The 26,003-nt window shown below is 34.9% G+C and carries 20 protein-coding genes; 14 read left to right on the top strand and 6 right to left on the bottom strand.

Annotated elements, in window-relative coordinates:
• Window positions 1-45 precede the first annotated feature (45 nt).
• The 7 genes from NST60_RS04090 to rfbG all read left to right on the top strand — a co-directional run bounded on the left by NST60_RS04090 (window position 46) and on the right by rfbG (window position 9,121).
• Window positions 46-519: a PTS sugar transporter subunit IIA gene (locus NST60_RS04090; RefSeq protein WP_016204515.1), complete on the top strand. Its 474-nt coding sequence runs from the start codon at window positions 46-48 to the stop codon at window positions 517-519.
• Between the two features lie 439 nt (window positions 520-958).
• A complete protein-coding gene (tnpA, locus tag NST60_RS04085; RefSeq protein WP_061800923.1) occupies window positions 959-1,444 on the top strand; it encodes an IS200/IS605 family transposase in 486 nt (161 codons plus the stop codon).
• A gap of 786 nt (window positions 1,445-2,230) precedes the next feature.
• Window positions 2,231-3,346: an IS4 family transposase gene (locus NST60_RS04080; RefSeq protein ID WP_100525938.1), complete on the top strand. Its 1,116-nt coding sequence runs from the start codon at window positions 2,231-2,233 to the stop codon at window positions 3,344-3,346.
• Window positions 3,347-3,656: 310 nt separating this feature from the next.
• On the top strand, window positions 3,657-4,400 hold the full coding sequence (locus NST60_RS04075; RefSeq protein WP_101730272.1) for a sugar phosphate nucleotidyltransferase: 744 nt from the start codon (window positions 3,657-3,659) through the stop codon (window positions 4,398-4,400).
• Window positions 4,401-4,427: 27 nt separating this feature from the next.
• Window positions 4,428-7,076 (top strand): glycosyl transferase, encoded by a 2,649-nt coding sequence (locus NST60_RS04070; protein ID WP_341098227.1) that lies wholly within the window; start codon window positions 4,428-4,430, stop codon window positions 7,074-7,076.
• Window positions 7,077-7,088: 12 nt separating this feature from the next.
• On the top strand, window positions 7,089-8,030 hold the full coding sequence (locus NST60_RS04065) for an NAD-dependent epimerase/dehydratase family protein (RefSeq protein ID WP_169188176.1): 942 nt from the start codon (window positions 7,089-7,091) through the stop codon (window positions 8,028-8,030).
• 20 nt (window positions 8,031-8,050) lie between these two features.
• A complete protein-coding gene (rfbG, locus tag NST60_RS04060; protein ID WP_341098226.1) occupies window positions 8,051-9,121 on the top strand; it encodes a CDP-glucose 4,6-dehydratase in 1,071 nt (356 codons plus the stop codon).
• A gap of 563 nt (window positions 9,122-9,684) precedes the next feature.
• Here rfbG and NST60_RS04055 read toward each other — a convergent pair.
• Window positions 9,685-10,776, bottom strand: coding sequence for a polysaccharide pyruvyl transferase family protein (locus NST60_RS04055; RefSeq protein WP_341098224.1), 1,092 nt, complete (start codon window positions 10,774-10,776; stop codon window positions 9,685-9,687).
• On the bottom strand, window positions 10,773-11,729 hold the full coding sequence (locus tag NST60_RS04050; protein WP_224428024.1) for a glycosyltransferase family protein: 957 nt from the start codon (window positions 11,727-11,729) through the stop codon (window positions 10,773-10,775). The genes NST60_RS04055 and NST60_RS04050 overlap by 4 nt, the downstream gene beginning before the upstream one ends.
• Before the next feature lie 156 nt (window positions 11,730-11,885).
• On the opposite strand from NST60_RS04050, the gene NST60_RS04045 reads away from it, so the two are divergent.
• Both NST60_RS04045 and NST60_RS04040 read left to right on the top strand, forming a co-directional pair.
• Window positions 11,886-12,995 (top strand): polysaccharide pyruvyl transferase family protein, encoded by a 1,110-nt coding sequence (locus NST60_RS04045; RefSeq protein ID WP_235251776.1) that lies wholly within the window; start codon window positions 11,886-11,888, stop codon window positions 12,993-12,995.
• Window positions 12,977-13,906: a glycosyltransferase family 2 protein gene (locus NST60_RS04040; RefSeq protein WP_101730266.1), complete on the top strand. Its 930-nt coding sequence runs from the start codon at window positions 12,977-12,979 to the stop codon at window positions 13,904-13,906. The genes NST60_RS04045 and NST60_RS04040 overlap by 19 nt, the downstream gene beginning before the upstream one ends.
• A gap of 219 nt (window positions 13,907-14,125) precedes the next feature.
• Here the strand turns inward: NST60_RS04040 and NST60_RS04035 are convergent, their stop codons facing one another.
• On the bottom strand, window positions 14,126-14,683 hold the full coding sequence (locus tag NST60_RS04035; protein ID WP_235678807.1) for a DUF3231 family protein: 558 nt from the start codon (window positions 14,681-14,683) through the stop codon (window positions 14,126-14,128).
• 323 nt (window positions 14,684-15,006) lie between these two features.
• Between NST60_RS04035 and NST60_RS04030 the strand changes: the two genes are divergently transcribed.
• Together NST60_RS04030 and NST60_RS04025 are read left to right on the top strand one after the other, a co-directional pair.
• Window positions 15,007-15,897 (top strand): cation diffusion facilitator family transporter, encoded by an 891-nt coding sequence (locus NST60_RS04030; protein ID WP_169188179.1) that lies wholly within the window; start codon window positions 15,007-15,009, stop codon window positions 15,895-15,897.
• 148 nt (window positions 15,898-16,045) lie between these two features.
• Window positions 16,046-16,681, top strand: a complete 636-nt coding sequence (locus tag NST60_RS04025) for an FMN-dependent NADH-azoreductase (RefSeq protein ID WP_048718744.1) — start codon at window positions 16,046-16,048, stop codon at window positions 16,679-16,681.
• 270 nt (window positions 16,682-16,951) lie between these two features.
• On the opposite strand, the gene NST60_RS04020 is transcribed toward NST60_RS04025, so the two are convergent.
• Complete coding sequence (locus NST60_RS04020; protein ID WP_169188180.1) at window positions 16,952-17,749, bottom strand: nucleotidyltransferase domain-containing protein; 798 nt, start codon at window positions 17,747-17,749, stop codon at window positions 16,952-16,954.
• 177 nt (window positions 17,750-17,926) lie between these two features.
• On the opposite strand from NST60_RS04020, the gene NST60_RS04015 reads away from it, so the two are divergent.
• Window positions 17,927-18,691 carry a sugar phosphate isomerase/epimerase family protein gene (locus NST60_RS04015; RefSeq protein WP_048718739.1) on the top strand — a complete coding sequence of 255 codons (765 nt, stop codon included), beginning with the start codon at window positions 17,927-17,929 and terminating at the stop codon, window positions 18,689-18,691.
• Between the two features lie 98 nt (window positions 18,692-18,789).
• Here NST60_RS04015 and NST60_RS04010 read toward each other — a convergent pair whose 3' ends face one another.
• Both NST60_RS04010 and NST60_RS04005 read right to left on the bottom strand, forming a co-directional pair.
• Window positions 18,790-19,620 (bottom strand): dimethylarginine dimethylaminohydrolase family protein, encoded by an 831-nt coding sequence (locus tag NST60_RS04010; RefSeq protein ID WP_048718737.1) that lies wholly within the window; start codon window positions 19,618-19,620, stop codon window positions 18,790-18,792.
• Window positions 19,621-20,443: 823 nt separating this feature from the next.
• Window positions 20,444-23,527, bottom strand: coding sequence for an efflux RND transporter permease subunit (locus NST60_RS04005; RefSeq protein ID WP_212121695.1), 3,084 nt, complete (start codon window positions 23,525-23,527; stop codon window positions 20,444-20,446).
• 97 nt (window positions 23,528-23,624) lie between these two features.
• Here NST60_RS04005 and NST60_RS04000 point away from each other — a divergent pair, with 97 nt between their 5' ends.
• Together NST60_RS04000 and NST60_RS03995 are read left to right on the top strand one after the other, a co-directional pair.
• Window positions 23,625-24,476 (top strand): TetR/AcrR family transcriptional regulator, encoded by an 852-nt coding sequence (locus NST60_RS04000; RefSeq protein WP_048718732.1) that lies wholly within the window; start codon window positions 23,625-23,627, stop codon window positions 24,474-24,476.
• Between the two features lie 208 nt (window positions 24,477-24,684).
• Complete coding sequence (locus NST60_RS03995; RefSeq protein ID WP_048718730.1) at window positions 24,685-25,833, top strand: PstS family phosphate ABC transporter substrate-binding protein; 1,149 nt, start codon at window positions 24,685-24,687, stop codon at window positions 25,831-25,833.
• Window positions 25,834-26,003 lie beyond the last annotated feature (170 nt).

Raw genomic sequence — 26,003 nt, 5'->3', positions numbered from 1 at the left:
AAAAAGTTAAACTAGGAATAGAAACTTTTATTGGAGGGTACTAGCTTGTTTAAAAATCTATTTAAAAGAAATAAAGAAGAGAAAACGAGTTCAAGTAATCATTATATTCAACCTTTAGAAGGAAAACTATTAAGTATTGCAGACGTTCCTGATCCTGTATTTTCCCAAAAAATGATGGGTGATGGCATAGCTGTAGATCCATCCAATGGTGTATTAGTTGCTCCGGCAGATGGACAAATTATGAATGTATTTCCTACAAAGCATGCATTAAGCATGACAGACAATAATGGTAGAGAGATCTTAATCCATGTTGGATTAGATACTGTTGCATTAAAAGGTGAAGGGTTTACTACTTTTGTCAAAGATGGAGATAAAGTAAAACAAGGACAAAAATTAATGGAAATTGATTTTGATGAAATCAAATCAAAAGTTCCTTCCATCATTACTCCAATGGTATTTACTAACCTAGGAGAAAATGAAAAAGTAGTAGTGGAAGGTAATGAAATTAAAATTGGATAATTCAAAAGCTATGAGGCTACCTCATAGCTTTTTTATTTTTATGAAAAGAACCGAGTTCCATATTAAAGAAGCAACGAAGAACATTGCTTGAGCACAACTAGAGAAGCGATGTCATTTTTGTTATTAGGGAAGAGAAAATGTAGGAAAACGGTTCACATAATAAATTATTAGAAAAGAATAGATTTTTGCAATCCTTTATAAAAATTAATTGCCACAAAGAGATATTAGTTAATAGTACAGAGTTAACCGAATGCTGCCCTTATTAAAGGGCAGTCAGGCTGTCGAGAAAGTCTCGACAGCTTTTTTTATAGAAAAGAAAACCCTGGGCTATGCCTAGGGTTCCAAAAAGCTTACAGCGTGGTATTAAAAAAAGTTCCTCGTGGTGCTAAAATATTTTTTGGTTCGCCAACCGAAAATAAATAGCCAGGAGGAAGTCCTTATGTCAAAAGACAATAATAGTTTAGCACACACAACTTGGAATTGTAAGTATCACATAGTATTTGCACCAAAATATAGAAGACAAATAATTTACGGGAAAATAAAGAAAGATATTGGGCAAATCTTACGTACCTTGTGTGAGAGGAAAGGCGTAGAGATAATAGAAGCAACTGCGTGTAAGGACCACGTACATATGTTAGTGAGTATTCCGCCAAAATTAAGTGTATCAGCATTCGTAGGATATCTAAAAGGAAAAAGTAGCTTGATGATATTTGATAGACATGCACAACTGAAATATAAGTATGGAAATCGAAAATTTTGGTGTACAGGATATTATGTAGATACGGTAGGAAGAAACAAGAAGGTAATTGAAGAATATATCCGTAATCAAATACAAGATGATCTAGTCGCAGAACAATTAACGATTATGGAATATATTGATCCATTTACAGGGGAAGAAGTGAAGAAAAAGAAACGAAAAAATTAGGAGAGAAGGCCTTTGAGGTCTGGCCAGTAGAAGTAGTACAATTGGCGAACCTTTCAGTAGCCCTTTAGGGTTTGGTCAGTAACAAAGGCTTTCAGCCGCAGAGAAAACCACCCGTTCTCACGGGTGGTCCTTATTACAATTCCGATATACAACATATAGTGTTTTAATAATACCTTATATTCCATATGTTGTGGTAAAAATCAATTAAAACATCAAAAACCCCCTTTTTCAAAATCATACTTTTAAAAATAGGGGGTTTTTCTACAATCTGGCTGCCCTTATTAAAGGGCAGTTTTTTTGTGGGGAGAGGAAGGGAAAGTGGTGTTTATAAGAGAGATGAAAGCCGAAATCGGTGCGAGAGGAAGGGAAAGTGGTGTTCATAAGAGGGATGAAAGCCGAAATTTGTGGGAGAGGAAGGGAAAGTGGTGTTCATAAGAGGGATGAAAGCTGAAATTTGTGGGAGAGGAAGGAAAAATGGTGTTCATATGAGGAATACGGGATTGTAAAATAAAGTATGAAATTCGTAAAACACACTCACTTATATTAGAGAGCCCTATCTCTTAAACAATCATCCATTAATAGCTGGTTTAAAGACGCCATCCCCTTTCTAATATGAAATTCTCCCTTTCTAATTATTTATTTAATTACACTAGTGTTGCGTTAATTTAATTTAACTATTAAAAATACTTGAAATGTTCAATTTTATCATTTTATGCAAAGAAAAAGTCCTTTATAATGGATAAGTTAGGTGGTAACCCGTCCAAATCCACTAAAAAGGACTATCGCATGGACAAGATTACACGAAAAACTTCATTTGGACAATGGTTTTCACCAATAAATCTTCAATTATTTGAAGAAAACGTGAAAACGTTGAAATTAGATTTCTATACGAAAAAACTAACGACAGAGTCATTTCTAAAATTATTACTTTTTGCGCAGCTAGAAGAAGTCGAAAGTCTGCATGCGCTGAGCGATTGTCTTTTCGATGATCAACTGCAAAAGGGCATTGATCTTGATTCTATCAGTATTTCCCAACTCTCACGCCGTTTAAATGGCATGAATCCAGACTTATTCCAAAAGCTTTTCCTTGATTTAGTTTCACAAATTCATGCCAAAACGCACAACACGAAACTTGTGATGCCATTAAAAATCATTGATTCAAGCACATTGCCTCTCAATTTGACTAATCATAAATGGGCAAAATTCCGCAAAACAAAAGCGGGTGTTAAATTGCACTTACGCCTTGTGTTTATGGAAAAAGGTATATCCTATCCCGAAAAGGCCATTATGACAACGGCCAAAGAACATGACCGCGGTCAGCTTGAAGTAATGGTTGATGACAAGGAATGTATGTATGTGTTTGACCGTGGTTACTTAGACTACGAACGCTTTGATCGGATGACAGATGACGGCTACTTTTTCCTTTCTAGGCTGCGAAAAAACGCAGTCATACGGGAGGTTTACGATTTTAAACTACCCGAGAATACATCTGTTTTGTCGGATCAAATGGTGTTGATTGGTACGACGCAAAACCGTGCCGAAAATTACTTTCGTCTTCTAAAAGTGATTGATTCAAAAGGAAATGAGCTTCATTTAATCACAAATCGTTTTGATTTAAGTGCTGAAGAAATCTCAAAGATGTATAAATCACGCTGGGCGATTGAGTTATTTTTCAAATGGATTAAACAACATCTCCATATCAAAAAGTTTTACGGCCAAAGCGAATGGGCAATTCAGAATCAAGTGTTTATCGCACTTATTGTTTTTTGCCTGCATGTTCTCGCACAAATCGAGACAAAAAGTAAACGAAAAACCCTACAAATTAGCCGATATTTACGGGCAGCTTTGTGGAAACCAGCACATATTTGGCTTCGAAAGATTGAAGGAAAAACCATTCCTTAATAAACAAATTGTCGTCGTCTCTTAAGTCTAATTGTAAAAAAATTTCCAAATGGATGGATCCACCTTTAGTTGGGTATTTACTTTTTTGGCTCTTAACAGGGGACATATTTAAACTGAATATTCTAACAACATTTATGCAACACTAGTGATTTAATTACTATTTATTGAAAAAAATTTCTGTCATATAAAATTTTTCTCCTTTCCAACGAAAATTTTGCCTATATCTTATCAAACCTAATGAAACAACCTACGCATACTTAGTAGCCTGTACATATAATGGCATGAAAATACTAAGAGAAGAGGTGAAAGCATGAAAGTTGTTATTTTATGTGGGGGTAAAGGGATGAGAATGAGAGGCTTAACAGAAAATATACCGAAAGCCTTAGCTGATGTTAATGGAAAACCGATATTATCGCATATCATGAAACATTATAGTGAATATGGACACCAAGAATTTATTCTGCCATTGGGATATAAAGGAGATCAAATTAAGGATTATTTCGTGAATTTAGCTTGGAGAAAAAATAATATAAAAATAGATTTATTAAACAATCAATATGACATTCTCGGAAAAACAGAGCCCTGGAAAATTACTTGTATTGATACAGGTCAAGATACGATGACTGGAGCAAGAATTAAACAGTTAGAACAATATATAGAAGATGATATCTTTTTATTAACATATGGGGATGGTTTGTCTGATATTAATTTAGATGAACTCATTGCTTTTCATAAGGAAAAAGGAAAAACCGTTACACTTACCGGTATTAAAAAAAATAATCAATATGGAGTACTTGATATAGAAGATGGAATTGCTAGTCGCTTTTCAGAAAAGCCGGTTCTAGATGACTGGATTAACGGGGGATTCTTTGTTTGTAATAAGGAGTTCTTTCAGTATTTATCAGCACAGCCAGATTGTGTGTTAGAGGAAGAGCCGTTAAGAAAGTTAATTGAAAAGAGAGAACTAGCTGTCTATCTGCATGAAGGAGCCTGGTTATCTATTGATACACCAAAGGATTTAGAAGATGCTAGAAAGATATGGAAACAAAAATAATTGGTATAAGGGAGAGAGAGGATTGCCATGAAATGGCTAAAAAGAAATATTATAAATGACTTTCTGGAAGCAGTGTCTAATAATGAAAAAAAAGATAAGTCTGCTACTATAAATATTTCACTATTTTCAAAAGAGATTTCGGTGAAATTTCATGTAGATAATTTAGTTGGAATCTTAAATGGGGCAAAAAACAATAAGGTGTTAGCTTTACCTTCTCCGCAAGAAGATAATTCCTCATTGGAGGAGATAGCTACTCCAAATTCAGTAGTTAGTGAAAATGATCCAGAAACACTGGGTAGTAATTCACAGAGCGCTGAGGAAAAAGCAAGACAAGAAGCGGCAGCCCAAGAAAAAGCAAGACAAGAAGCAGCAGCCCAAGAAAAAGCAAGACAAGAAGCAGCAGCCCAGGAAAAAGCAAGACAAGAAGCGGCAGCCCAAGAAAAAGCAAGACAAAAAGCAGCAGCTCAGGAAAAAGCAAGACAAGAAGCGGCAGCTCAGGAAAAAGCGAAACAAGAAGCGGCAGCTCAGGAAAAAGCAAGACAAGAAGCGGCAGCTCAGGAAAAAGCGAAACAAGAAGCGGCAGCTCAAGAAAAAGCAAGACAAAAAGCAGCAGCTCAAGAAAAAGCAAGACAAAAAGTAGCAGCTCAGGAAAAGGCAAGACAAGAAGCAGTGGCTCAGGAAAAGGCAAGACAAGAAGTGACAGCCCAAGAAAAAGCGAAAAAAGAAGCATTAACTATGACCAAAGTAGAAACTAAATTATCTCCTAAAGAGCCAATTGCCTCTACAAATCAAAATTTTTGTGTTATTGCTGGAAAAGAATACTGTATGAAGATTATGGCATTTTATGAGTCGCTTGTTAAAAACAGCAATAACTTCAATTTATGGGTTTGTTGCACAGATGCTATTACGTACAAGTTTTTAAATGAAAAAAATCTAAAAAATATGCATCTTATTAGAGTAGAAGAAATAGAGGATGACCAATTAAGAGCTGTTAAACAAGAAAGAATGATAAATGAATATTGTTGGACATTAAAATCTTTCGTAATTGAATATATCCTCAAAAATAATGATGTTGAGCAAGTATTGTATTGTGATGGAGATATTTATTTCTTCTCTAATCCGGATAGTATTTTTAATGAATGGGGTTTTGCTTCCATCTTCTTGACTCCACAAAGAGATTTAGATTGGGTAGAACAAAAGTATGGAAAGTATCAAGCGGGTATTGTTGGATTTAGAAAAGATGAAACAGGATTAGCAGCTGTTCAATGGTGGAAGGATCGATGTATTGAATGGTGTAGTGTCGTTGAAAGCAATGGTCGATTTGGGGATCAAAAGTATTTAGATCAGCTTCCAATTATGTATGAGAACGTTCAAATATCTTCTAACTTAGGAGTAAATGCTGCACCTTGGAATATAATCTACAATAATAATTTCAAAATTTCCTTACAAGGTGATAAAGTCTTTATAAATAATGATCCGCTTGTTGCTTATCACTTCTCTTGTTTAACTATTTATAGCAGTGATAAATATGATTTATGGAATATGCATCAATTAAATATTCAGAAGGAAATTATGAATTATATTTATGTTCCCTACCTTGATCATTTAGAAAGAGTAATTACATCTTATCAAAATAGTTATCCTGGAATCATAAAAGCAACATTATCAACGAATGATTTTATTCAAGCAAAGACAAAGTATCATTCCACTAAGTTAAAAAGAAAAATGATTAAGTATAATAATTATTTGCTATTAACTTCAATATTTAGTAAAGAGTATTTGGTTAAAGGACTTGCAATGTATGACTCGCTTAGTAAGCAGATAGAAAATTTTCATTTATGGATTTGTACGATGGATCAAGAAACCTATGATGTCTTATCTAACTTGAATTTAAAAAATGTCACCTTAATCCCAGTAGAAACAATTGAAACGCCACAGTTAAAAGAGCTAAAACAACAACGGACATTGCAAGAATATTGTTGGACAATAAAGGCGACATTACTAGAACATTTATTATCAACGCATTCTGATATTGACCATCTTTTCTATTGCGATAGTGATTTATATTTCTTCTCTAACCCACTTTCTGTGACTAATGACTTCGGTAGATATTCAGTTTATTTATGCCGTCAACGTGGAACAGACTTACTGGAACATTTCCATGGGCAATATCAAGCTGGATTTATCGGATTTAAAAATGAAGGGAATAGTAGAAAAATTTTAAATTGGTGGAAGAAAAAATGCTTAGAAGAATGCTCTGATGTATACAATGATGAACGGAAATCATGGGGAGATCAATTGTATTTGGATCGTATCCCAGAATTATTTGAAAATATAAAAGTGAGTGAAAACCCAGGAATTAACGCTGCTCCATGGAACCTTATTCTAAATAATGCCGAGCAAGAAGTAACCATGAGGGAGAATAATGTATATATTGACAATAATCCATTAATGTTCTTCCATTTTGGTAGTTTGTTAATCTTAAATGTAAATGAATTTGACTTATGGAAGCTAGAAGAAGTTAATATATCGTCTGCCATCTTAACGAATATTTATAATCCGTATTTAATGAAATTAAGAGAGATATCAAACCGCCTTTCTAACAATGCACAATTCTTTGCAAATGTGCCTGCCAATTATACTGCTAAAAATCCTTATTCCATCGCTTCTCTATAAGAGGTGAATGTCATGAAATTGAAAAATAAAAAAGTGTTAGTCACAGGTGCTTATGGTTTTATTGGATCCCATCTTATTAAACAGCTTGTGAAAGAAAATGCGTCCATCGCTGTCATTGTTCGGGAACATTCCAATCCTTGGAGAGTACAGGAATATTTGCCTCATTTAAAAAAATATGAGGCAGATATTCAAAATCGCTCAGACATATGTCGAATTATCCATGAATTTAAACCAGATTATATTTTTCATTTAGCAGCTTATGGAACAAACCCAAGTAATAGAAATGACTTACTTGCATATGAAACGAATATAGTAGGAACAATGAATATCTTATTTGCAGCAAAAGATACAAAATGCAAAAAAATTATTTGTCTTGGAAGTAGTTCTGAATATGGGGATAAAAAAGAGCTAATTCATGAAGAAATGCTATTAGAACCAGTTGATATTTATGGCAGTACAAAAGCAGCTTCGACGATTATTTCGCATCAATTAGCACTGGATTATAAACTTCCCATTATCACTTTGCGTGCTTTTAATATTTTTGGGGAGGCAGAGGATAACCATAAATTATTTTCGCATATTATTGAAAAAGTAATGCGTGATGAGCATGTAAAATTAACAACTTGTGATCAATATCGTGATTATAGCTATGTTGGAAATATTGTCGATGGCTTAATTCTTGCAGCCACATCTGAAGGCAGTAATTTGATTTTAAATATAGCTTCTGGAACTGCCCATCCTTTGCGATATTTTGTTGATTTAATTTATCAGCATTTAGATACAAAGCAAGTACCTTTGTATGGTGCTATACCAAAAAGGGAAAATGAAAGAAATGCACCTATTCCTGATATAACAAAGATTCAAGAGGTGCTTGGGTGGACTCCAGCCGTTTCCGTAGAAGAGGGAATAAAGAAAACCATTGCCTGGTATAAAAGTTATTATCATCATCATTAAAGGGAGTGGAGGTGTTACTTATGACAACTGATTGGCAACAAATATATAAAGATAAAAAGGTTTTGATAACTGGTCATACAGGTTTTAAAGGTTCTTGGCTAGCTATTTGGCTAACAAAGCTAGGTGCGAACGTAATTGGTTATTCTTTAGATCCGATTGGAGAAGAAAGTCTATTTGAATTGGCTAATATGAATAATAAAATGAAGGATATAAGGGGAGATATTCGTGATGCTACGAAGTTACAAGCAGTTTTTGCACAATATCAACCAGAAATTGTCTTTCATTTGGCTGCACAGCCATTAGTGAAACAGTCTTATCGAGACCCTGTCTATACGTATGAAGTGAATGTGATGGGAACGATGAATGTGTTAGAAGCGATAAGAAAGTCTCCGTCCGTAAAAGCAGGAGTGATGGTAACAAGTGATAAATGCTACGATAATAAAGAATGGGTATGGGGATATCGTGAAAACGATCCAATGGGTGGGTATGACCCATATAGTTCAAGTAAAGGATGCTGCGAATTATTGATTTCCTCTTATCAGCATTCTTTCTTTCCAATCGATTCCTATAGTAGTCACGGGAAGTTAATTGCTTCTGTCCGAGCGGGGAATGTTATAGGAGGAGGAGATTGGTCAGAAGATCGAATCATTCCTGATAGTGTTCGCTCCTTATTAGCTGGTCAGTCCATTAAACTGCGTTCTCCTCAATCTGTACGTCCATGGCAGTATGTATTAGAGCCGCTTTCTGGCTATTTAAAAATAGGTGCTTATCTATATGAAGGTAAAATCGAATATGCGGAAAGCTGGAATTTTGGACCAGAATCAGATAGTGTTACAACGGTACAACAATTAGTTGAGAAAATTGTTGAGCAGTGGAAGGATGGTAGATGGGAAGTAGATTCGTCACATACTGCAGAACATGAAGCAAAGCTTCTTAGTTTGGATATAAATAAAGCAAAGTACTATTTAGACTGGCACCCAAAATGGAATATTGACCAAACAATATATTATACAATGGAATGGTATAAATGGTATCGGGAAGTAGACGTTTATGAACTATGCTTAAAACAGATAAGTGAATATGAAAAATAAAATAACAAGATTAATAGAAGCTTTTCGCTCCTTTGGTTAGAGGATTCACTCAAACATAAAAGGAAGGTTTAAAGCTTCTATTTGTCATTCTAATACAATGAAAGTGTGAGAAAACAACTGACATATCTCTTCTTTATTTATAATTACATGCACTTCTTTGTTATAAGAGACTGGGACAAAACAAAATACATAATAGATAAAGACAAACAATCTCTCATTTAGTAGCGAAACCAACTCGTTCCATTTCGCTACAGACACTCTATGCGCCGGGGAGCAACCTAAGCTTCCTCGGCTAAAGCCTGTGGGGTCTAAAGACTGCTCTACTTCCCGCAGAAGTTGAGTGTCCTCCCCTCCATTTCACTACGTTTTTAAAAGTTGTTTCGTTCCATTATTTTTTTTAAGAAAGTATAATTAGTAGGAAATACGAAGTGTATTCAGTCTGCGGGTGATCACCACAAACCTTCCTTTTTAAAATGAATAAAACCCCAAACAATTATACGAATTTTTTTAGCATGTACGTATAATTGTTTGGGGTTATTTGATTGAAAATACTTATGTCCCAGCTACTTTTTTAACGATAATATAAAGTTTTTATGTTTCGCTACGATTCTTTCTTTTGCTAGTCTAATTTTCTTTCGGTTTTTATTACTTGTTAAATAGTATTCTTTCTTTTCAATCGTTTCAGCCAGTTTATTTGTATTGGTTAATAACGTATAGGGTAATTGGTGGATGGAGGCTGCGAAATCCACTCCTTTTGAGCGATAAGCTAACTGGATAAAAGGTGTCCCACTTGAGGCAGAGAGTACATTTGCGTGCAGCTTTAGGTTAAGGGAAAAGTGGCAAAGCGATAAGAAATAATAAATTTGCGAAGCAGTACATACTTCTGGTATGAAAGTGACTTTTCCTCTTTCTTTAATGCTTTCATATAAATCCTTGCAATGAGGAATATCCAGATCCCACATTGGGAAAATAACAATTTGATAGCCTTTATTTAAAAGATTTGTACATGCTTTAATCACTTGATTTTTCAGCTTATTCTCATCATAACCAAATAGGATGTTATTAGTGGTTCCCCAATTGACTGCTATGATTTTTTTATTGCAGTCATGCAAGTATTTTCTTTCTATATAATCGTCTAATTTAGGAGTAAAAAGCATGCCGGAATCACCGATTATTTGATAATTACTTGTTGATGAAGGGGGTAAACTCTTAATATATTTATGTGTAAGAGGGCCTCTTAGACCTGCGAATGTAGAATACTCTATCACTTTTTTTATTTTCTCTTTATTAATCTCTTTGTTATGAAAATTGGTGAAAGATAATTGGAATTCGCCTCTTTTAAAGGATTCGATTGTTTCTTCTGTCATATAATCGATACCTGTTCCGTAGCAATAAAGGGGAAGCTTCATTTCTATTGCTTCTAAAGCTAAATCAATAAAGAAATTACCTTGAAATAAAGATCCTCCCCCTAAAACAACAATATCGAAAGGCTTTTCTACATATAATTCAGTCAATGTTTTAGCTGCATTTATAGGGTAGGAGAATAAAGTATACTCTTCGTTAAGCCATCTTTCACAAGCTTGAGCAAATGCTTCATAACAAACCTCATCTCCGATATTATTAACTCCTAAATAACCAAGATATAATATTCTCATTGTTCGTTTCCTCCTTCCTTAGAAAGAATCACTTCAATATGATCAAGGAGCTGTTTCGCACGCACCTGTACAGAGTGTTTTTGTCTTACCATTTTATATCCATTTAAAGCGATTTTTTTCCCTAATGTATCATAATTTCTTAAATGATAATTTGCTTTGCGCATAAAATTATCTTCATTTATTTCAATGAAATGAACACCAGGGATGAATCCTAAATCCTTGATTTCTTTTGTGCAGGAAGCTAGTAATAATGTGTTACAAGCCAAAGTCTCATAATACTTCATTACTGGATAATGGTAAATGGAATCACAGGTAAAAAACATTTTTGCTTTATTAATCTCTTGCGCAAAGCTGCTAGCTACCTTAAACGATTTCTCGTCGTACTGTTTGTGAAAATAGCCAGGATGTGCATGATAGATGAAATTAGGTAAATGCTTCATTTCATCGAGAATTTTTTGACGTAATGGATAAATAGTAGGATGTACAGCGCCCATCATTAAATAATCAATTGTTTTCTGTTGATTGAAGTCTTTAAATACATCGATATTTACATAATGGGGAAACCATATCATTTTATCTTTAAATTCTGGATACCATTCTAAAAATGTATCTCTATAGTGGGTAAAGATATACTTCACATTATTTTCCCTAATGAAAGCTCTTCTTTGATCCATTTGGTAGGTTAAATCATGCATAATGATTCCGAATGGAATATTGCACTCCTTTAGGCCAGTTACCTTCGGTGATCGAGTAGGACGTAAATCATTTACTAGGATAAAGTCAGGCTGAAAGTCCATTTTTTGTAGTGTCTCACTTATATTACCGTCTTCTTCCCAAATTCTTATATCAACGTATTTTTTAATTTCTTCTGTTAAATAATACGTATTTCTTTCTATTCCATTTTCCCAATTTTTTGTAATAAAAAGTATCTTTCTTTTCTTCTTTAATGTCATCAGCATCATGTCCTTTCCCTAATGTTTACTTTATATTCTATTCTTGTCCAAAAGAAATCGGACCATAGCAATTTGTCCAATTATTCGCTGCTGCTCACGTTTTTATGGATTGTCCATATACTATTAAGAGATGCGAGAGGTAGGAGGAGTACTTAGATGAAGAAGATTATTCTTTCAGGTTATTACGGAGAACAGAATGGCGGAGATGATGCATTATTACTAGTATCCTCTTGGGGAAGCCGGAAATTTCTTTCTGGAGATAAAATATATGGAACATGTACGCAAAAGCCTATTCTGCCATTAAATGCCGAAATGGAGGCGCTCTTTGTTCAAGAAGAACAAGAACGCAATGAAAACTTACTACGTTTGTACAGGCAGTGTTACGAAAGTGATTTTATTTTATATGGTGGTGGCTCTGTTTTTCATTCAACCGATAAAATGACGAGAGATGGCGATTTAATCGATTTAAATAGAGGGAAAGGAGCAGCTGCAATTGGTGTATCCTTTGGACCATTTAGAGATTCAGCTGCGAAAGAAGCATGTAGAAAGCTTGTGGAAAAATTCAACTATATTGGCTGTAGAGACGAGGAGAGTTATGAATTAGTCTCCTCGCTCTCTTCAAATGTTCATGCAGAATTAACATTTGATCTAGCCGTGCTCTTACCTCTTGTAACAGGTGAAGATTTCACTGGAAGTCATCAAAGGAAGGGGTTGGGAATTTCCTTATGCCATTATGAAAGATATATAGGGCGAGATACAAGTGAAGAAAAGGCAAGGGTGGAAAAAATAATAAATGCTTTAAATGAACTGAAAGAGGAGGAAATTGAGGAATTAGTTTTTATTGATTTTAACGGTCATCCTATTTTTGGAGATCAAGATATTCATCGCGTGGTTATCGAACAACTACAAACCAAAATACCAATTAAGCATCTGTCTTATGATAAGGATCCAATAAATGTTCTTCGCACTATTGCATCATTAAAAGGATTGATTGGGATGAGGTTGCATAGTGCTGTATTTGGCTATATCACAAATACGCCAACTATCATTCTCTCTTACCATCCAAAATGTGATGGCTGGGCAAAACAGATTAAGGCAGACAAAGATTTTCTTCTTTCATCCAATTCATTTACTGAAGAAAATATATGGCATGCTCTTGATCAAATTATAACCGGGCATTATCGCTATCCAAAACTATCTTTAATAGAAGCTCAATCATTAGCAATGAAAAATTGGGAGGGTGCAAGATGGTCGCTGTCTCAGTAGTTATCCCACTTTATAATAAGGAACAGTATATCGAACGAACAATCATGTCAATTATTTCGCAAACGTTTCAGGATTTTGAGATTATTATTGTCGATGACGGCTCTACAGATGGTAGTGTCGTAAAAGCGGAAACTTGGATAGACAATCGAATTACGGTGCTCAAAATGGAACATAAAGGAGCTTCAGCAGCCAGAAACAAAGGGATATTGGCTGCAAAGGCAGAATTAATTACTTTTATTGACGCAGACGATGAATGGAAGCCGCAATTTCTAGAAAAAATAATGGATTTAAAAGAAAAATATCCCGAATGTGGGGCCTTTGCAACAAGTTATGAAATTCGGTTGCCAACCCAAAAAAAGATCATTCCGTCTATCTACCAAACCCCTGACAAGTGGGAAGGCGTATTTACAAACTATGTGGAAAAAACATTAAAGGATTTACCAATTATATCTTCTGCTATTGCAGTTCGAAAACAAGTATTTCAAGAAATAGGGCTGTTTAAAGAAGGGGAGCCTCTTGGAGAAGATCAAGATATGTGGTTACGAATTGGGATGAACTATCCGATTGCGTACAAAAATGACAGCTATGCAATTTATTATCGTGGCTTAGAAAACAGCGTATGTATGGATTTGACGATTTTAAATCGGTATCCAATTATTTATTCATTAGAGAATCTGCTTCGTAAAGAACAAATGCCTTATATCGATTTATACTTATCAAAATTAAAATTAGATTACAGTAAAAGATTACTAGAGGCAAACAAATTAGATTCTGCTTGGGAAGAATTGCATCATACAGAAGCAAAAGTATATAAATGGGAAAAAGCAAAGCTGTGGCTGCTTTACTATTGGAAAAGGATAATCAACAAATATAGTTTTCATACAAAAAATTATAAAAAAGAATGCCCCTAAGTAAATGTTTTTATGCTCCTGCTAAAAAAATAGGGCACTGAAAAAGTCTTTTTTTCGAATGAAAATTAGGGAATGCATATTTGAAAGGATAACAAATACAATATCCCAATTTAAATAACTGGTAACTATCACTTATCATTAAGTAGTAGTTTTTCAGTGCCCTCAAAACAAAGTGCTAGGGCCATGCATTTGACTTATAGCTGGGTTATTCAATTGTTCTTATGAGTTTGAAGTTGGCGCACCCGGTGGATAGTAATAGGGAGGAACTTTAATCCAGCCTCTTTTTCTCATCAAATCCTTTAAACTTGCACCGAATTTCATTTTTTCTAACATACATTGGGTAAACATGGTAGCTACATCATTTCGTACACATTGAGAGACAGATGCTGCGCAATGAGTGATTGCCGCAACCGTTTTTATGCTTAATCCATTCATAATTTCATCATCTGTCATCTTAACTCCAAGTGGAACAGCATTTGCATTAGAAAGTGGTCGTTGTTCACTAGTTGGTGGTAATGGAATTCCTTCTACCTTAAGAAAGTTTCGGAATCTTTGTCCTTGTATATCACATTGTTTATAACTTTCGTCTAACGATTTAATAACATCATCATCTGTTGATGTATTTAAGCCAACTTGTATATAGATACTGGCTTCATCCATGATAGTAAGATAGATCCAGCAACTCATCACTTCTCCTACATGAAGCGGATTTTTTGGCTCCGTATCTAAATTCAATTGTAGATAATCTTTTAATGCTTCAAAAATAGTTGTCATCATAACCATCCTAATTAGTGGAATTTTTCATTAGTCAACATTACTTATTTAAGAAAATAATGCATTGTTCGGCAGTCATCCTCTCGAAGGCTTGCAAATGCCTTTTCGCAAAAATGCTCTGTTTGTAAGAAAAATACTAAGTGATTTATATCGTATTTATTATTAGCACGCATAATCGAATAAATACGCAATGATTGGTAAATTTTTAATTTGTAGAGAGCCAACTTTTTTTCTCTAGACCCACTGATTTCTTTTCTGCTAAGATAGTTAGGTTGACTTTTTGTACATATAGAAATTATTGGAAATAATAAATGAGGTTGATGAAAATGGGATCAAGAGAATCTCTAGCTAAACGAGTTGCATGGATTAGTGTAATTAGTAATATTGTATTAACATTGGGAAAATTAATAGTTGGCTGGATGGGGAATAGTGATGCTGTTTTTGCTGATGGTATTCACTCTGCTGCAGATGTCTTTGCTTCTATCATTGTTTTAGTAGTGATACGGATTGCCAATAAACCTGCTGATCAGGAACATCCATATGGACATGGAAAAGCTGAAATAATTGTATCCGGAATAGTCGGGATGATTCTACTCGGTGTTGCCATCTATTTGGTGTATGAAGCTATAATTGGTTTCTTCCATCCCATTACAACACCAAGTATGATTACAATGTGGGTTGCTGTTATTTCATACGTTTCAAAAGTACTATTGTATCGTTATAGTAAGAAAATCGCTAATGAACAAAGTAGTAAAGCCATTGAAGCAATTGCTTATGATCATAAGGCAGATATAGTTGCCTCGATTGCCGCTGCAATAGGAGTATTACTGTCTATACTTGGAGAAAATTTAACGATAAATGAACTGCTCTATGGCGATAAAGTAGCTACTATTATCGTTGCTTATTTAATTTTTAAAATTGCGAAGGAAATGGTAAGTGAAGCTTTCGATATATTACTGGAGCGAAATATCGATTTAGAGATCTTAACAGAATATCGTGAAATGATTGCTTCCTTCTCTGAAGTAAAAAGGATTGATCGTCTTCGTGCAAGAGAACATGGACATTATATATTAGTCGATTTACGCATTTCTATCGATTATGACAAGACGATTAAGGAAGGTCATGACTTATCTAGACAAATAAAAAAGAAACTTATGAAAAAACACGATAATATCAACGAAGTACTTATCCATTTAAATCCATATTTTAAGGAATAGTTTTTAGGGAGAAAAGATCTCTCTACCTTAACGGTTATTTTAAATGTGACAATATTAGTAATATATAGCTGCTTCCATTGAATATCGTTTCGATCAGCACTATAGTAAAGAAAAGATGACTAGAGACTTTTCTAAGGAGCTGAATAAAATGGCAAAAGTATTATATATTACGGCAAACCCATTTGATGAATCAAGATCATATGGAATGGCAGTTGGTAAAGCGTTTATTGATCAATATGAAGTGTCTAATCCGAATGATGAGGTTATTCATATTAATCTATACAATGAGTATATTCCTTCCATTGATGCAGACGTATTTCAAGGATGGGGAAAGCTACAATCTGGAAGTGGATTTGATCAGCTTTCTGATGAGGAAAAAACAAAAGTTAGTCGTTTGGCAGAGCTAAGTGAACAATTCGTTAAAGCAGATAAATATATATTTGTTACGCCACTATGGAATTTATTGTTTCCTCCAGTGATGAAAGCTTATTTAGATTCTGTTGCTGTTGCAGGTAAGACATTTGAATATACAGCCCAAGGACCAAAGGGACTCCTTACTGATAAGAAAGTTCTTCATATTCAAGCAAGTGGTGGCATTTATTCTCATGGACCAGCAGCGGATAAAGAAATGGCACACCGTTATTTAAAGACGCTAATGGCATTTTTCGGCATTAATGATTTCCAAGGTTTATTTGTGGAAGGTCATGATTTAGCACCAGAAAGAGCAGAAGAGATTAAAGCGAATGCAATTGCTCGTGCAAAAGATGCCGCAATTACTTTTTGATAGAAGGCTGTTTTTTAAAAGATTGTTGTTTTTTCAATAGGAGAAAAGAATTAGTTGGAAAAATGGAGCAGCCGGAATACACGTAGACGCCACGGGGATTAGCGAGACAGTCTGAGACCCCTACGGAAAGCGAGGTGTATTCCGTCTGTGGGTAATCGCAACAAACTATACGAAAAATGCCTAATAAAACAAAGTGTTTTTAATCGTAATTCAGAAGAAGTCATCGAAAAAAGTATTTGTGAGAACATACCTTTTTTCAATGACTTCTTCTTAGTCGTTCCAAACCTCCTTTAAAGTATAACGAAACAGCTGATCTAATTGTTCAGTTGGATCAATTAAATTTCTCTCTAAACCTTTTGCATACGTTTCTAATTGTTGCATCTCTCTTTCCAAATACTCATTAATAAGGTTGATTCGTGGTTCAAGAGTCAATTCTTCTCCAGATTTTTTTCTTTCTAATAGAATGTCAATCTTTGTGCGAAGTTCACCGTCTGGAATAAGTTTATGTACCAAAATATCAAATTCCATTGGAGGAATTGTTTGGAATGTTTGTACCCACTTGGCTGCTAGAATTGGTCGCAATACATAAAAATACTTTTTAATCTTAACGGTATCTCCTTGCAAATATTCTCTGAAATTTCCTTTAGCCATATTTAAATAATGATAAATGGTAGAAGTAGGAGAAAATATTTGTTTTTCCAGCTGCTTCATTTTTTCAATGGTTGAAAAGCGCTGATAATATATCATGTTGGATCGCAACCATTCTAATAAAGGAGGATTAGACTTACGAAAAAGCTTCAGTGTTTTAGTCAATTCCCAGCCGCTCATATCTAATAATGGATCAACAGGAATTGATATAGGATCATGGTTTGGAATTTCTATTACATCTCGCTTTTGATCAATGGATAAGTACCAGCTTGGATGATGGATATAAATAAACCGAACATCATAATCACTATCCTTTGACGGAAATCCCCATGCACGACTTCCAGATTCACAGGCATAAAGCACCTTTATGGCAAATTCTTTTTCTGCTTGTTCGATGACTTTTCTGATATGGTTTTCCAATGGCTTACACATCCTAGTTATTTTAGTCCATTTTACAAAAAAAGTTAACGATTTACCATCTTAATCTATAAAAATGATAGCGTTTTCTTGTACAATGATAAGAGGAACTTATTTTGACTTACTTCATAATGTAGAAGTGGTTGATTTCAAAGGAATTAATTAAAAGGAGGAAATATAGTGAAAAATATACCAATTGCCATTCAAATGTATACGTTAAGAGAGGAATGTGAACAGGATTTCCGTGGAACTCTCCAGAAGGTTGCAAGCCTTGGTTTTCAAGGAGTAGAGCTTGCAGGGTATGGCGGGATTTCTGTAGCCGCATTAAAGGAATTACTGGATGAACTAAATCTTCAAGTAGCGGCTAGTCATGTACCTTTAGCAGACTTAGAGAGCAATCTAACCCAAGTCATTCAAGACCAGTTAGTTTTAGGGAGTAAGTTTTTAGTATGTCCCTATCTTTTACCAGACAAAAGAACGGAGGCGGATTATGAGTCACTAATTGCTTTCTTAAATATGGCGGGAGCGGAGTGTCAAAAAGAAGGGATATCGCTGTGTTATCATAATCATGATTTTGAATTAGATAGATTGTATGATGGAAGAACAGCATTAGATACGATAATGGAAGAAACAGATTCTAAGCTGGTTTTTGCAGAGCTAGATGTATACTGGCTTTCAAAGCGAGAGTATGATCCTGCACAATGGATTGATACATATAAAAACAGAACAAAGCTTGTCCATTTAAAAGACATGACAACAGATGAAGAACGATTCTTTGCAGAAGTTGGTACTGGGAGTATCGATTTTCAAGCAATTCTTGAAAAGGGAGAGGAAGCGGATATACAGTGGTGGATTATTGAACAGGATGCCACAAGAAGAACACCATTTGAAAGCATTGAAATTAGCTTAAATAATTTAAGAAAAATATTAGGGGAACAAAAGTAGTGAAAAGCTATATTTGATGAGACATTTTTTTCAATAGGATAAAGAAAACTTTAATCAGTGGGGATGGGAATCCCCACTGATTATCATTGGTTACTTAATTATTCTCTCAGCAATGGCATAGAACAGCAACGAAAGGATCCACCTGACTTGATGATTTCTGAAAAATCCACCTCAATCACGTCATAGCCTCTTTTTTGAAGCTCTTTATTGACTCCTTCGTTCACAGGTAAGCTAATAACCTTTTTATTACCGATGGATAATACGTTTGTACCTAATGTCTCTTGCTCTTTTGCATTTACATGGATTAAATCATAGCGATCTCGCAGCATTCTTTCTTTCTCTTTATGAAACTCGCCTGGGAATATTAATCCTTCTGTAGGGGAAAGTACGTTGAAAACACAATCCAAATGAAGATACGAGTCTGTAAATGGAACAGCGATGACATCATAAGAAGGAAGTAATGTTTGTAAATGCCGGATAGCAAATTTATTTGTGCGTTGGCTGAGGCCAATATAAATCGTTTTACCGTCAATGATAACATCTCCGCCTTCAATCATATTTCCTTTAATATCCGTATAAGTAATCTCCTGTTCCTTCAAATAGTCGATTAAAATTTTCTCTTCTCCACGTCTTACATCTCGGGCCATTTCTGCTACAAAGATTTGATTTCCTAAAGTAAAACCAATATCCCTTGTAAATACTTGTTCATGATATTTTTCCACAGGAGGAAGAAGGATTGTTTCAACCCCGTTTTCTTGCAGCTTTTCAATAAACATTTCATGTTGTTTTTCGGCCACTTTTCGATCGATATTTTTCTTTGCATGTTTTTTTTGAATATCGTTTATAGGAACTTTAATAGCCATATATTCGGGAGAAACTAAGACGACTGCTTTTAATGGATCATATTCATTCGAGCAATGTACTTTCATGACAAAATCCTTTCCATTGGAGTATTGTGAATAGTTTTTCCTGTTTGTATTTTTTTATGAAGGGAACATGGGAAATTAATTTTATTCCATTTAACGCCCGAGCTCGAGTTGTGGAAAATTAAAAAAGTCTTTTAAGTTTAAAAGTCAAAGGGGAATGAGAAAAAACACCCACTAATGGAAGTTTTCTTTATTGTGAATGAAAGCTGAAATTATTAGAAAGCAGTAAAAAAGGAGCAATCGAGTAAACGAAACCTAGTATTAAAAAGGCTGTTTTCGCAAAAGTTTGTTGCGATTACTCGCAGCCGGAATACACTTCGCTTTCCGTGGGGCTAAGCTTAAGCATCCGGGGTCTCAGACTGTCTCGCTAATCCCCGTGGCGTCTTCGTGTATTCCGGCTGCTCCAATTTTCCTACTAATTCTTTTTTCTATTGAAAAAACAACAATCCTTTAGAAAACAGCCATTAAAAATAAGAGGTTGGCAGGAGAATTATGATAACAAAAAGCCAGTGAAATATTCTTCACTGGCTCAGTTTGTCGACAAAAAGATTTTTAGAAACTTAAATGGAATTTTCATGCGTTGCTTGGAGTGGAAGGGGTGAGACTCCTGTGGGATTAGCGAGACAGCTGAGACCCTGCAGGCCAAAGGCCGAAGCGGCTCAGCGCGAGCCCCACGGAAAGCGAACCCCTGAAGCGGAAAGCAACATCCCTATTCAAAGAGACTAATAAATATACTATAGACAAACCTCTATATCTAAAATTCAGGGATTTGTCTACGGTCTGAGCCAGTGAAATATTCTTCACTGGCTTTTAGTAAAAGTTAATATTAGCTTTCGTCAATATCTTTACGATTTTTCTTAAATACTTTAGAAAGAACTTCGTAAACAATTGGGACAATAACAAGTGTTAATAGAGTAGAACTGATTAAACCGCCAATAACTGTAATACCTAGGTCTTTAGAGATTAAGCCACTACCGCCAGAGCCAACTGCTAATGGAACTAATGCACCGATTGTTGCAATAGCTGTCATTAGAATTGGGCGAAGACGTGTTGATCCAGCTTCAAGAATGGCGTCGCGCATATTCATTCCATCGCGTTCCATATGGATGATTCGGTCTACTAATACAATTGCGTTCGTAACAACGATACCAATTAACATGAGTAATCCCATCATAACCGAAACGGATATCGTTTGACCTGAAAGATATAATCCGACAAAGGAACCAATCACAGCAAACGGTAAACTGAACAGGATCGAGAATGGAGCAACCCCTTCACGGAATGTGACAACAAGAATAAAGTATACTATCGCAACAGCAGCAATCATGGCAACACCTAATTGCGTAAATGTTTCATTCATATCTGCTGCTACACCAGCAACTCCCATTGTAACTCCTTTTGGTAAGTCAATTTTATCAATTTCCTTATCGACTTCGTTCGTTACTTTGGAAACATCATCACCGAGAATTTTTCCTGATACTGTTGCATAATACTCACCCTTACTACGAGAAAGAGTATTTAAAGTTGTTCCTTCTTCAACTTCTACTAGTTCAGAAAGTGGCATCGTATTTCCTAGAGCAGTTGGAATTTCCATATCTAGCATTTCGTCAATTGATTTGGGTTGTGCTGATTTTTCTTGTTGGACAATAACATCAAGTGCTTCGCCATCTTTTTCGATTGTTGTTAGTACATCTTTAGTATTGTCTGGGCTTAGCATCATGAGAAGCTGTCCTGCAGTTAACCCATACTGCAATAATTCATCTTGATTAACTTTAAATGTATATTCTACATAAGCATCTTCAGCAGTTGTAGTAACATCTTCTAATCCATCATTTTCTTTTAAAATGTCTTCTACTTTTTTCACAGACTCATTAAGTTTATCTAAATCTTCACTGTAGAATGTATAGCTAACTTCATTTGTTGACATCCCCATGGATGTGAAGTCTTGTGTTTTCCATTCGCCAGATTGATCGATATTTGTAATATAGTCCTCAATTTCATCGCGGACTTCAGGGAAGTTTTTCATATCTTCATCAAAGATTAGGTACATAAGTGCACCGCCAGATCCCATACCCATCATCGCACTTTGCGCATCTGCTGTCTCATTGATAGATAATTGAACAATATCAATATCTTTGCGTTCAAGCATTTTTTCTTCTACTTCTGTAACGTTCTTTAATGTCTCATCCTTTAATTCACCAGTTTCTGGTGTATAAGTGATATACATTGTTTTTTCTTCTTCACTTCCTAAGAAGCTAAAGCCAATTAGCGGAGTAAGAGCAACACTTCCGGCTAATAAAACAACAGCGATAAGGGAAGTGATGATTTTATGGTTAAGAGCTTTTTCAAGAATGCCTTTATACCAATTTGCCAATTTACCTGCTTCTTTATGATTACTTTCTGTTTTCTCACCATATAATTTTTTCTTAAATAAGAAATGAGAAAGAGCAGGTACAATTGTAATCGCAACAAGTAGTGATGCTCCAAGTGAAAATGCCATTGTTAATGCGAAAGGACGGAATAACTCTCCCACCATTCCCCCAACGAACATTAATGGAGCGAATACAGCAACTGTTACTAAAGTTGAAGAAAGGATTGGTTTAAACATTTCAATCGTCGCTTCTCTAATTAGCGCACGGCCGGTTAATTTTTCTTCTTTTAGGTGCAAGCGTCGGTAAATATTCTCAACAACAACAATAGAGTCATCGATAACCCGGCCAATCGCAACAGTGATAGCACCAAGTGTCATAATATTTAACGTAATATCCATCCAGTTTAATAGCATTAATGCCATGAAAATAGAAACTGGGATAGAAATAATGGAAATTATCGTTGATTTAAAATCACGTAAGAATAGTAAAATAATTAATACGGCAATTAAACAACCAAACACCGCTTTTTCAATCATCGTAAATACAGATTCTTCAATTGGAGCCCCTTGGTCTAGGGAAACATCAATTACTAATCCATCGATATTCTTTTGCTCATCTTTAATTAAATCTTTTACACTGTTAACAACATCAACAGTGTTTGCTTGTTGACCTTTGACAATTTGGATGGCAATAGCATCTTCACCATTTGTACGAGAAACAGATTCAACTTTCCCAACCACTTCGATTGTGGCAATATCACTAAGTTTAACAAATGGGGATGGATTTTGTTCAGAAGGAGTGACAGGGATAAGCATATCTTTAAGTTCTTTTTCTGTCATAAACTTACCATCAATTGCAACTGCCTGTTCGCCTTCTTCAAACTCATAAAGTCCTAAAGAAACAGCTAAATTACTTGCTTGGATCATATCTTTAACAGTGTCTTCTGTTAAATCTAATTGTTCCATTTTTTCCTTATCATATGTTAAATCTACTTCTTCGATATGTTGTCCGGTAATCGTTGCAGATGCAACACCATCAATCTTTTCAATCTTCGGAAGGATGATTTCTTCAACAGTTGATGTTAATTCAGTAATATCTTCTTCTGTACTGCTGACACTTAACGCTACAACTGGCATCATATTCATACTGATTGCTGTGATTGTAGGTTCCTGTGCGCCGTCAGGCAAGGTGATATTATCTAGAGCGGATTGTAAAGCACGTTTTGCTTCATCCATATCTGTACCATATTCATATTCTAATTGAACATTTGCCATGTTCGAATAAGAATTCGAATAAACAGCTTTCACATCTTCTAGATTTTCCACAAGTTTTTCTATCGGCATGGATACTTCTTCCATCACCTTTTCCGGTGTTGCTCCCGGATAAACATCCATTACCGTTAAGTATGGAATCGAAATGTTCGGTATGGTCTCCATATTCATTCTTGTACCAGAATAGATACCTGATACAGTAATAATAATGGTTAGTAACCAAACCGCTAGCTTGTTACCTAACACAAAATTTACTAAACCTTTCATATTACACCTTCCCTTTATTGACTAATCTTACTCATTTACCTATAATAAATGACTAAGTAGTCATATGTCAATCAATAGTGCATAGGAGTGTATGAACATGGCAAAAAAACAACTGATTATGGAAAAATCAATAGAATTATTTGCAAAACAGGGATTTGCGGCTACTTCCGTTCAACAAATCACGGATCATTGTGGCATTTCAAAAGGTGCCTTCTACTTATCCTTTAAGTCCAAGGATGAGCTGATTATGGCATTGGTTGATTATTTTATGGAACAGTTCATTGCAAAACTTGACTATGCAGTCAATCATGTGGATGATATCCTTTATCATTTTTATTATGAGATCTTTTATACCTTTAAAGAAAATTCCAGTTTTGCAACTCTATTCATTAAAGAGCAAGCGCTTTCGTTTAATGAAGAATTTATTAAGAAATTTACTTACTATGATCATTTGCTGGAAAAAACAATTGAGCACATGATTGAAAAAGTGTACGATTCATCAAAACAATCAATTAAATATGATTTAGTATTTAGTATTAAAGGATTTCTTAATGCTTATACGCATATTGTATTAAGTCATAATGAATGGATTGATTTTGATTTACATATGCTTGCAAAATCGCTGGTGGAGAAAACAGATATTCTTGCTACACATACAAAGTCACCATATTTCACTGAAAATATATATCAGTTGTTACATCAGTCTGTTACGCAAGAAAATATTGCAGGAGAGGAAATAATAAAGCTAGTAAAAGGGAAAATAGAAGAAGTTGATGATCGCTATGTGAAAGAATCTCTTCTTTTGCTTACAGAGCAGTTGGAAGAGGAAACACTAAATCCAGTTCTATTAAAAGGCTTAATTGAAAATATTCGGCATCATCGCGATTGTGTTTGGCTATCATATTTATTATTCCATTATTTTAAGATCGATACTGCTCAAGAAAGCTGATATAAAAGGTATATTTAAGGATGAGTTCTTCACAGAGACTCGTCTTTTTTTATGCAGTTTAAATCACAATTTTAAAAAAAGAATAATAATCACTTGAATAAGGTGTAAAAATACACTAAAATGATAATATAACATTATGATGATGTTTTTAAGGAAGAAAGTGGTATTTTTCTGTTGAAAGTGAAAAAAAACGCATAAAGGAGAAAAAATGAAAATATTACAAGCAATAGTTATTACGGGATGTATCGGGTTTATTGGGTTTATCTTAACGGTCCTCACATCCTTATTTACAGCAAGTACGTTTTATTTATGGCTTATACCGATAGTAACTTTATTTTTTATTATGACAGTAAATCTACCAATCTTTGAAGTATGGCAGAAAAGAACAGCAAAAAAAGCGAATCTATTTATCCTTATCATTAGTATAAGTATTGTGATTGGTCATATCCTTTTTGTGAAATATGATAGAAGTCTAGAGGTTGTCAGTAGTCAAGATGCAGATTTAACGGAATACATACCATATTCTGAAGGTACAAAAGTAGTTCAATTAAATGAAGAATCCACCTTAAAAATAGAAGGGAATCTTCCGAAGTTAGATGGCTCAACGGCTCTCTATCCAGTATATGCTGGGTTTGCTCAAGCCGTATATCCAGAAAAAGATTATTCTATAGAAGAAAGCGAAGTAGTATCTAGCCAAACAGGTGAGGCATTTGAGAGATTGTTAAATAAAGAGGCAGACATCATATTTATACCGAAGCCTTCAGAGCAACAATATAAATTGGCAGAAAGTCATGGTGTTCAATTAAAATTAACGCCAATTGGAAGAGAAGCGTTTATCTTTTTTGTTCATGCGAAGAATCCAATAGAGACACTTAGCGTGGAACAAATACAGGATATCTATTCTGGGAAAATAACAAACTGGAAGGAAGTCGGTGGAAACCGGAAAAAAATAAGAGCCTTTCAAAGGCCAGCAGAAAGTGGAAGTCAAACAGCATTGATAAGGGTAATGGGTGGAAAGCCATTAATGGATCCGCCCACAAAAGATGTTGTAAGTGCAATGGAAGGGATTATTAATGAAACTGCAGATTATCAGAATAAGAGTGATGCCATTGGTTTTTCTTTCCGTCATTTTTCAGAAGAGATGGTTCGTAATGGCAAAATAAAAAATATTTCGGTTGAAGGAATTCCACCTACAATAGAAACAATTAAAGATGGAAGCTATCCCTTCATTAATGAATTTTATGCAATTACGCTGGAGGATAATGATTCTCCCCAAGTTGATAGATTTTTAAAATGGATGTTGTCAGAGCAGGGGCAAAGGATAGTCTCGGAAACTGGATATGTGGCAGTTGAATAGATAATAAGCTTAAGATTTTCGTTTTTTGAATGATAGGTCACTGTCTGAATTTTTCACTGACCGAGTTATCTATTCAGACAGTGAAATAGCAATAGGAGAAGGATATTCCTTGCTCTTAAAGAGATAAATCAGCCAAATGGGAATGGATATCAGCCAAAAACAGTGATAAA

Source organism: Niallia sp. FSL W8-1348 (genome assembly GCF_038006745.1).
In the GTDB taxonomy this organism is placed as follows: domain Bacteria; phylum Bacillota; class Bacilli; order Bacillales; family Cytobacillaceae; genus Niallia; species Niallia alba.
The sequence above is the reverse complement of the archived record's forward strand: the minus strand, read 5'-3'. Positions and strand labels throughout refer to the sequence as shown.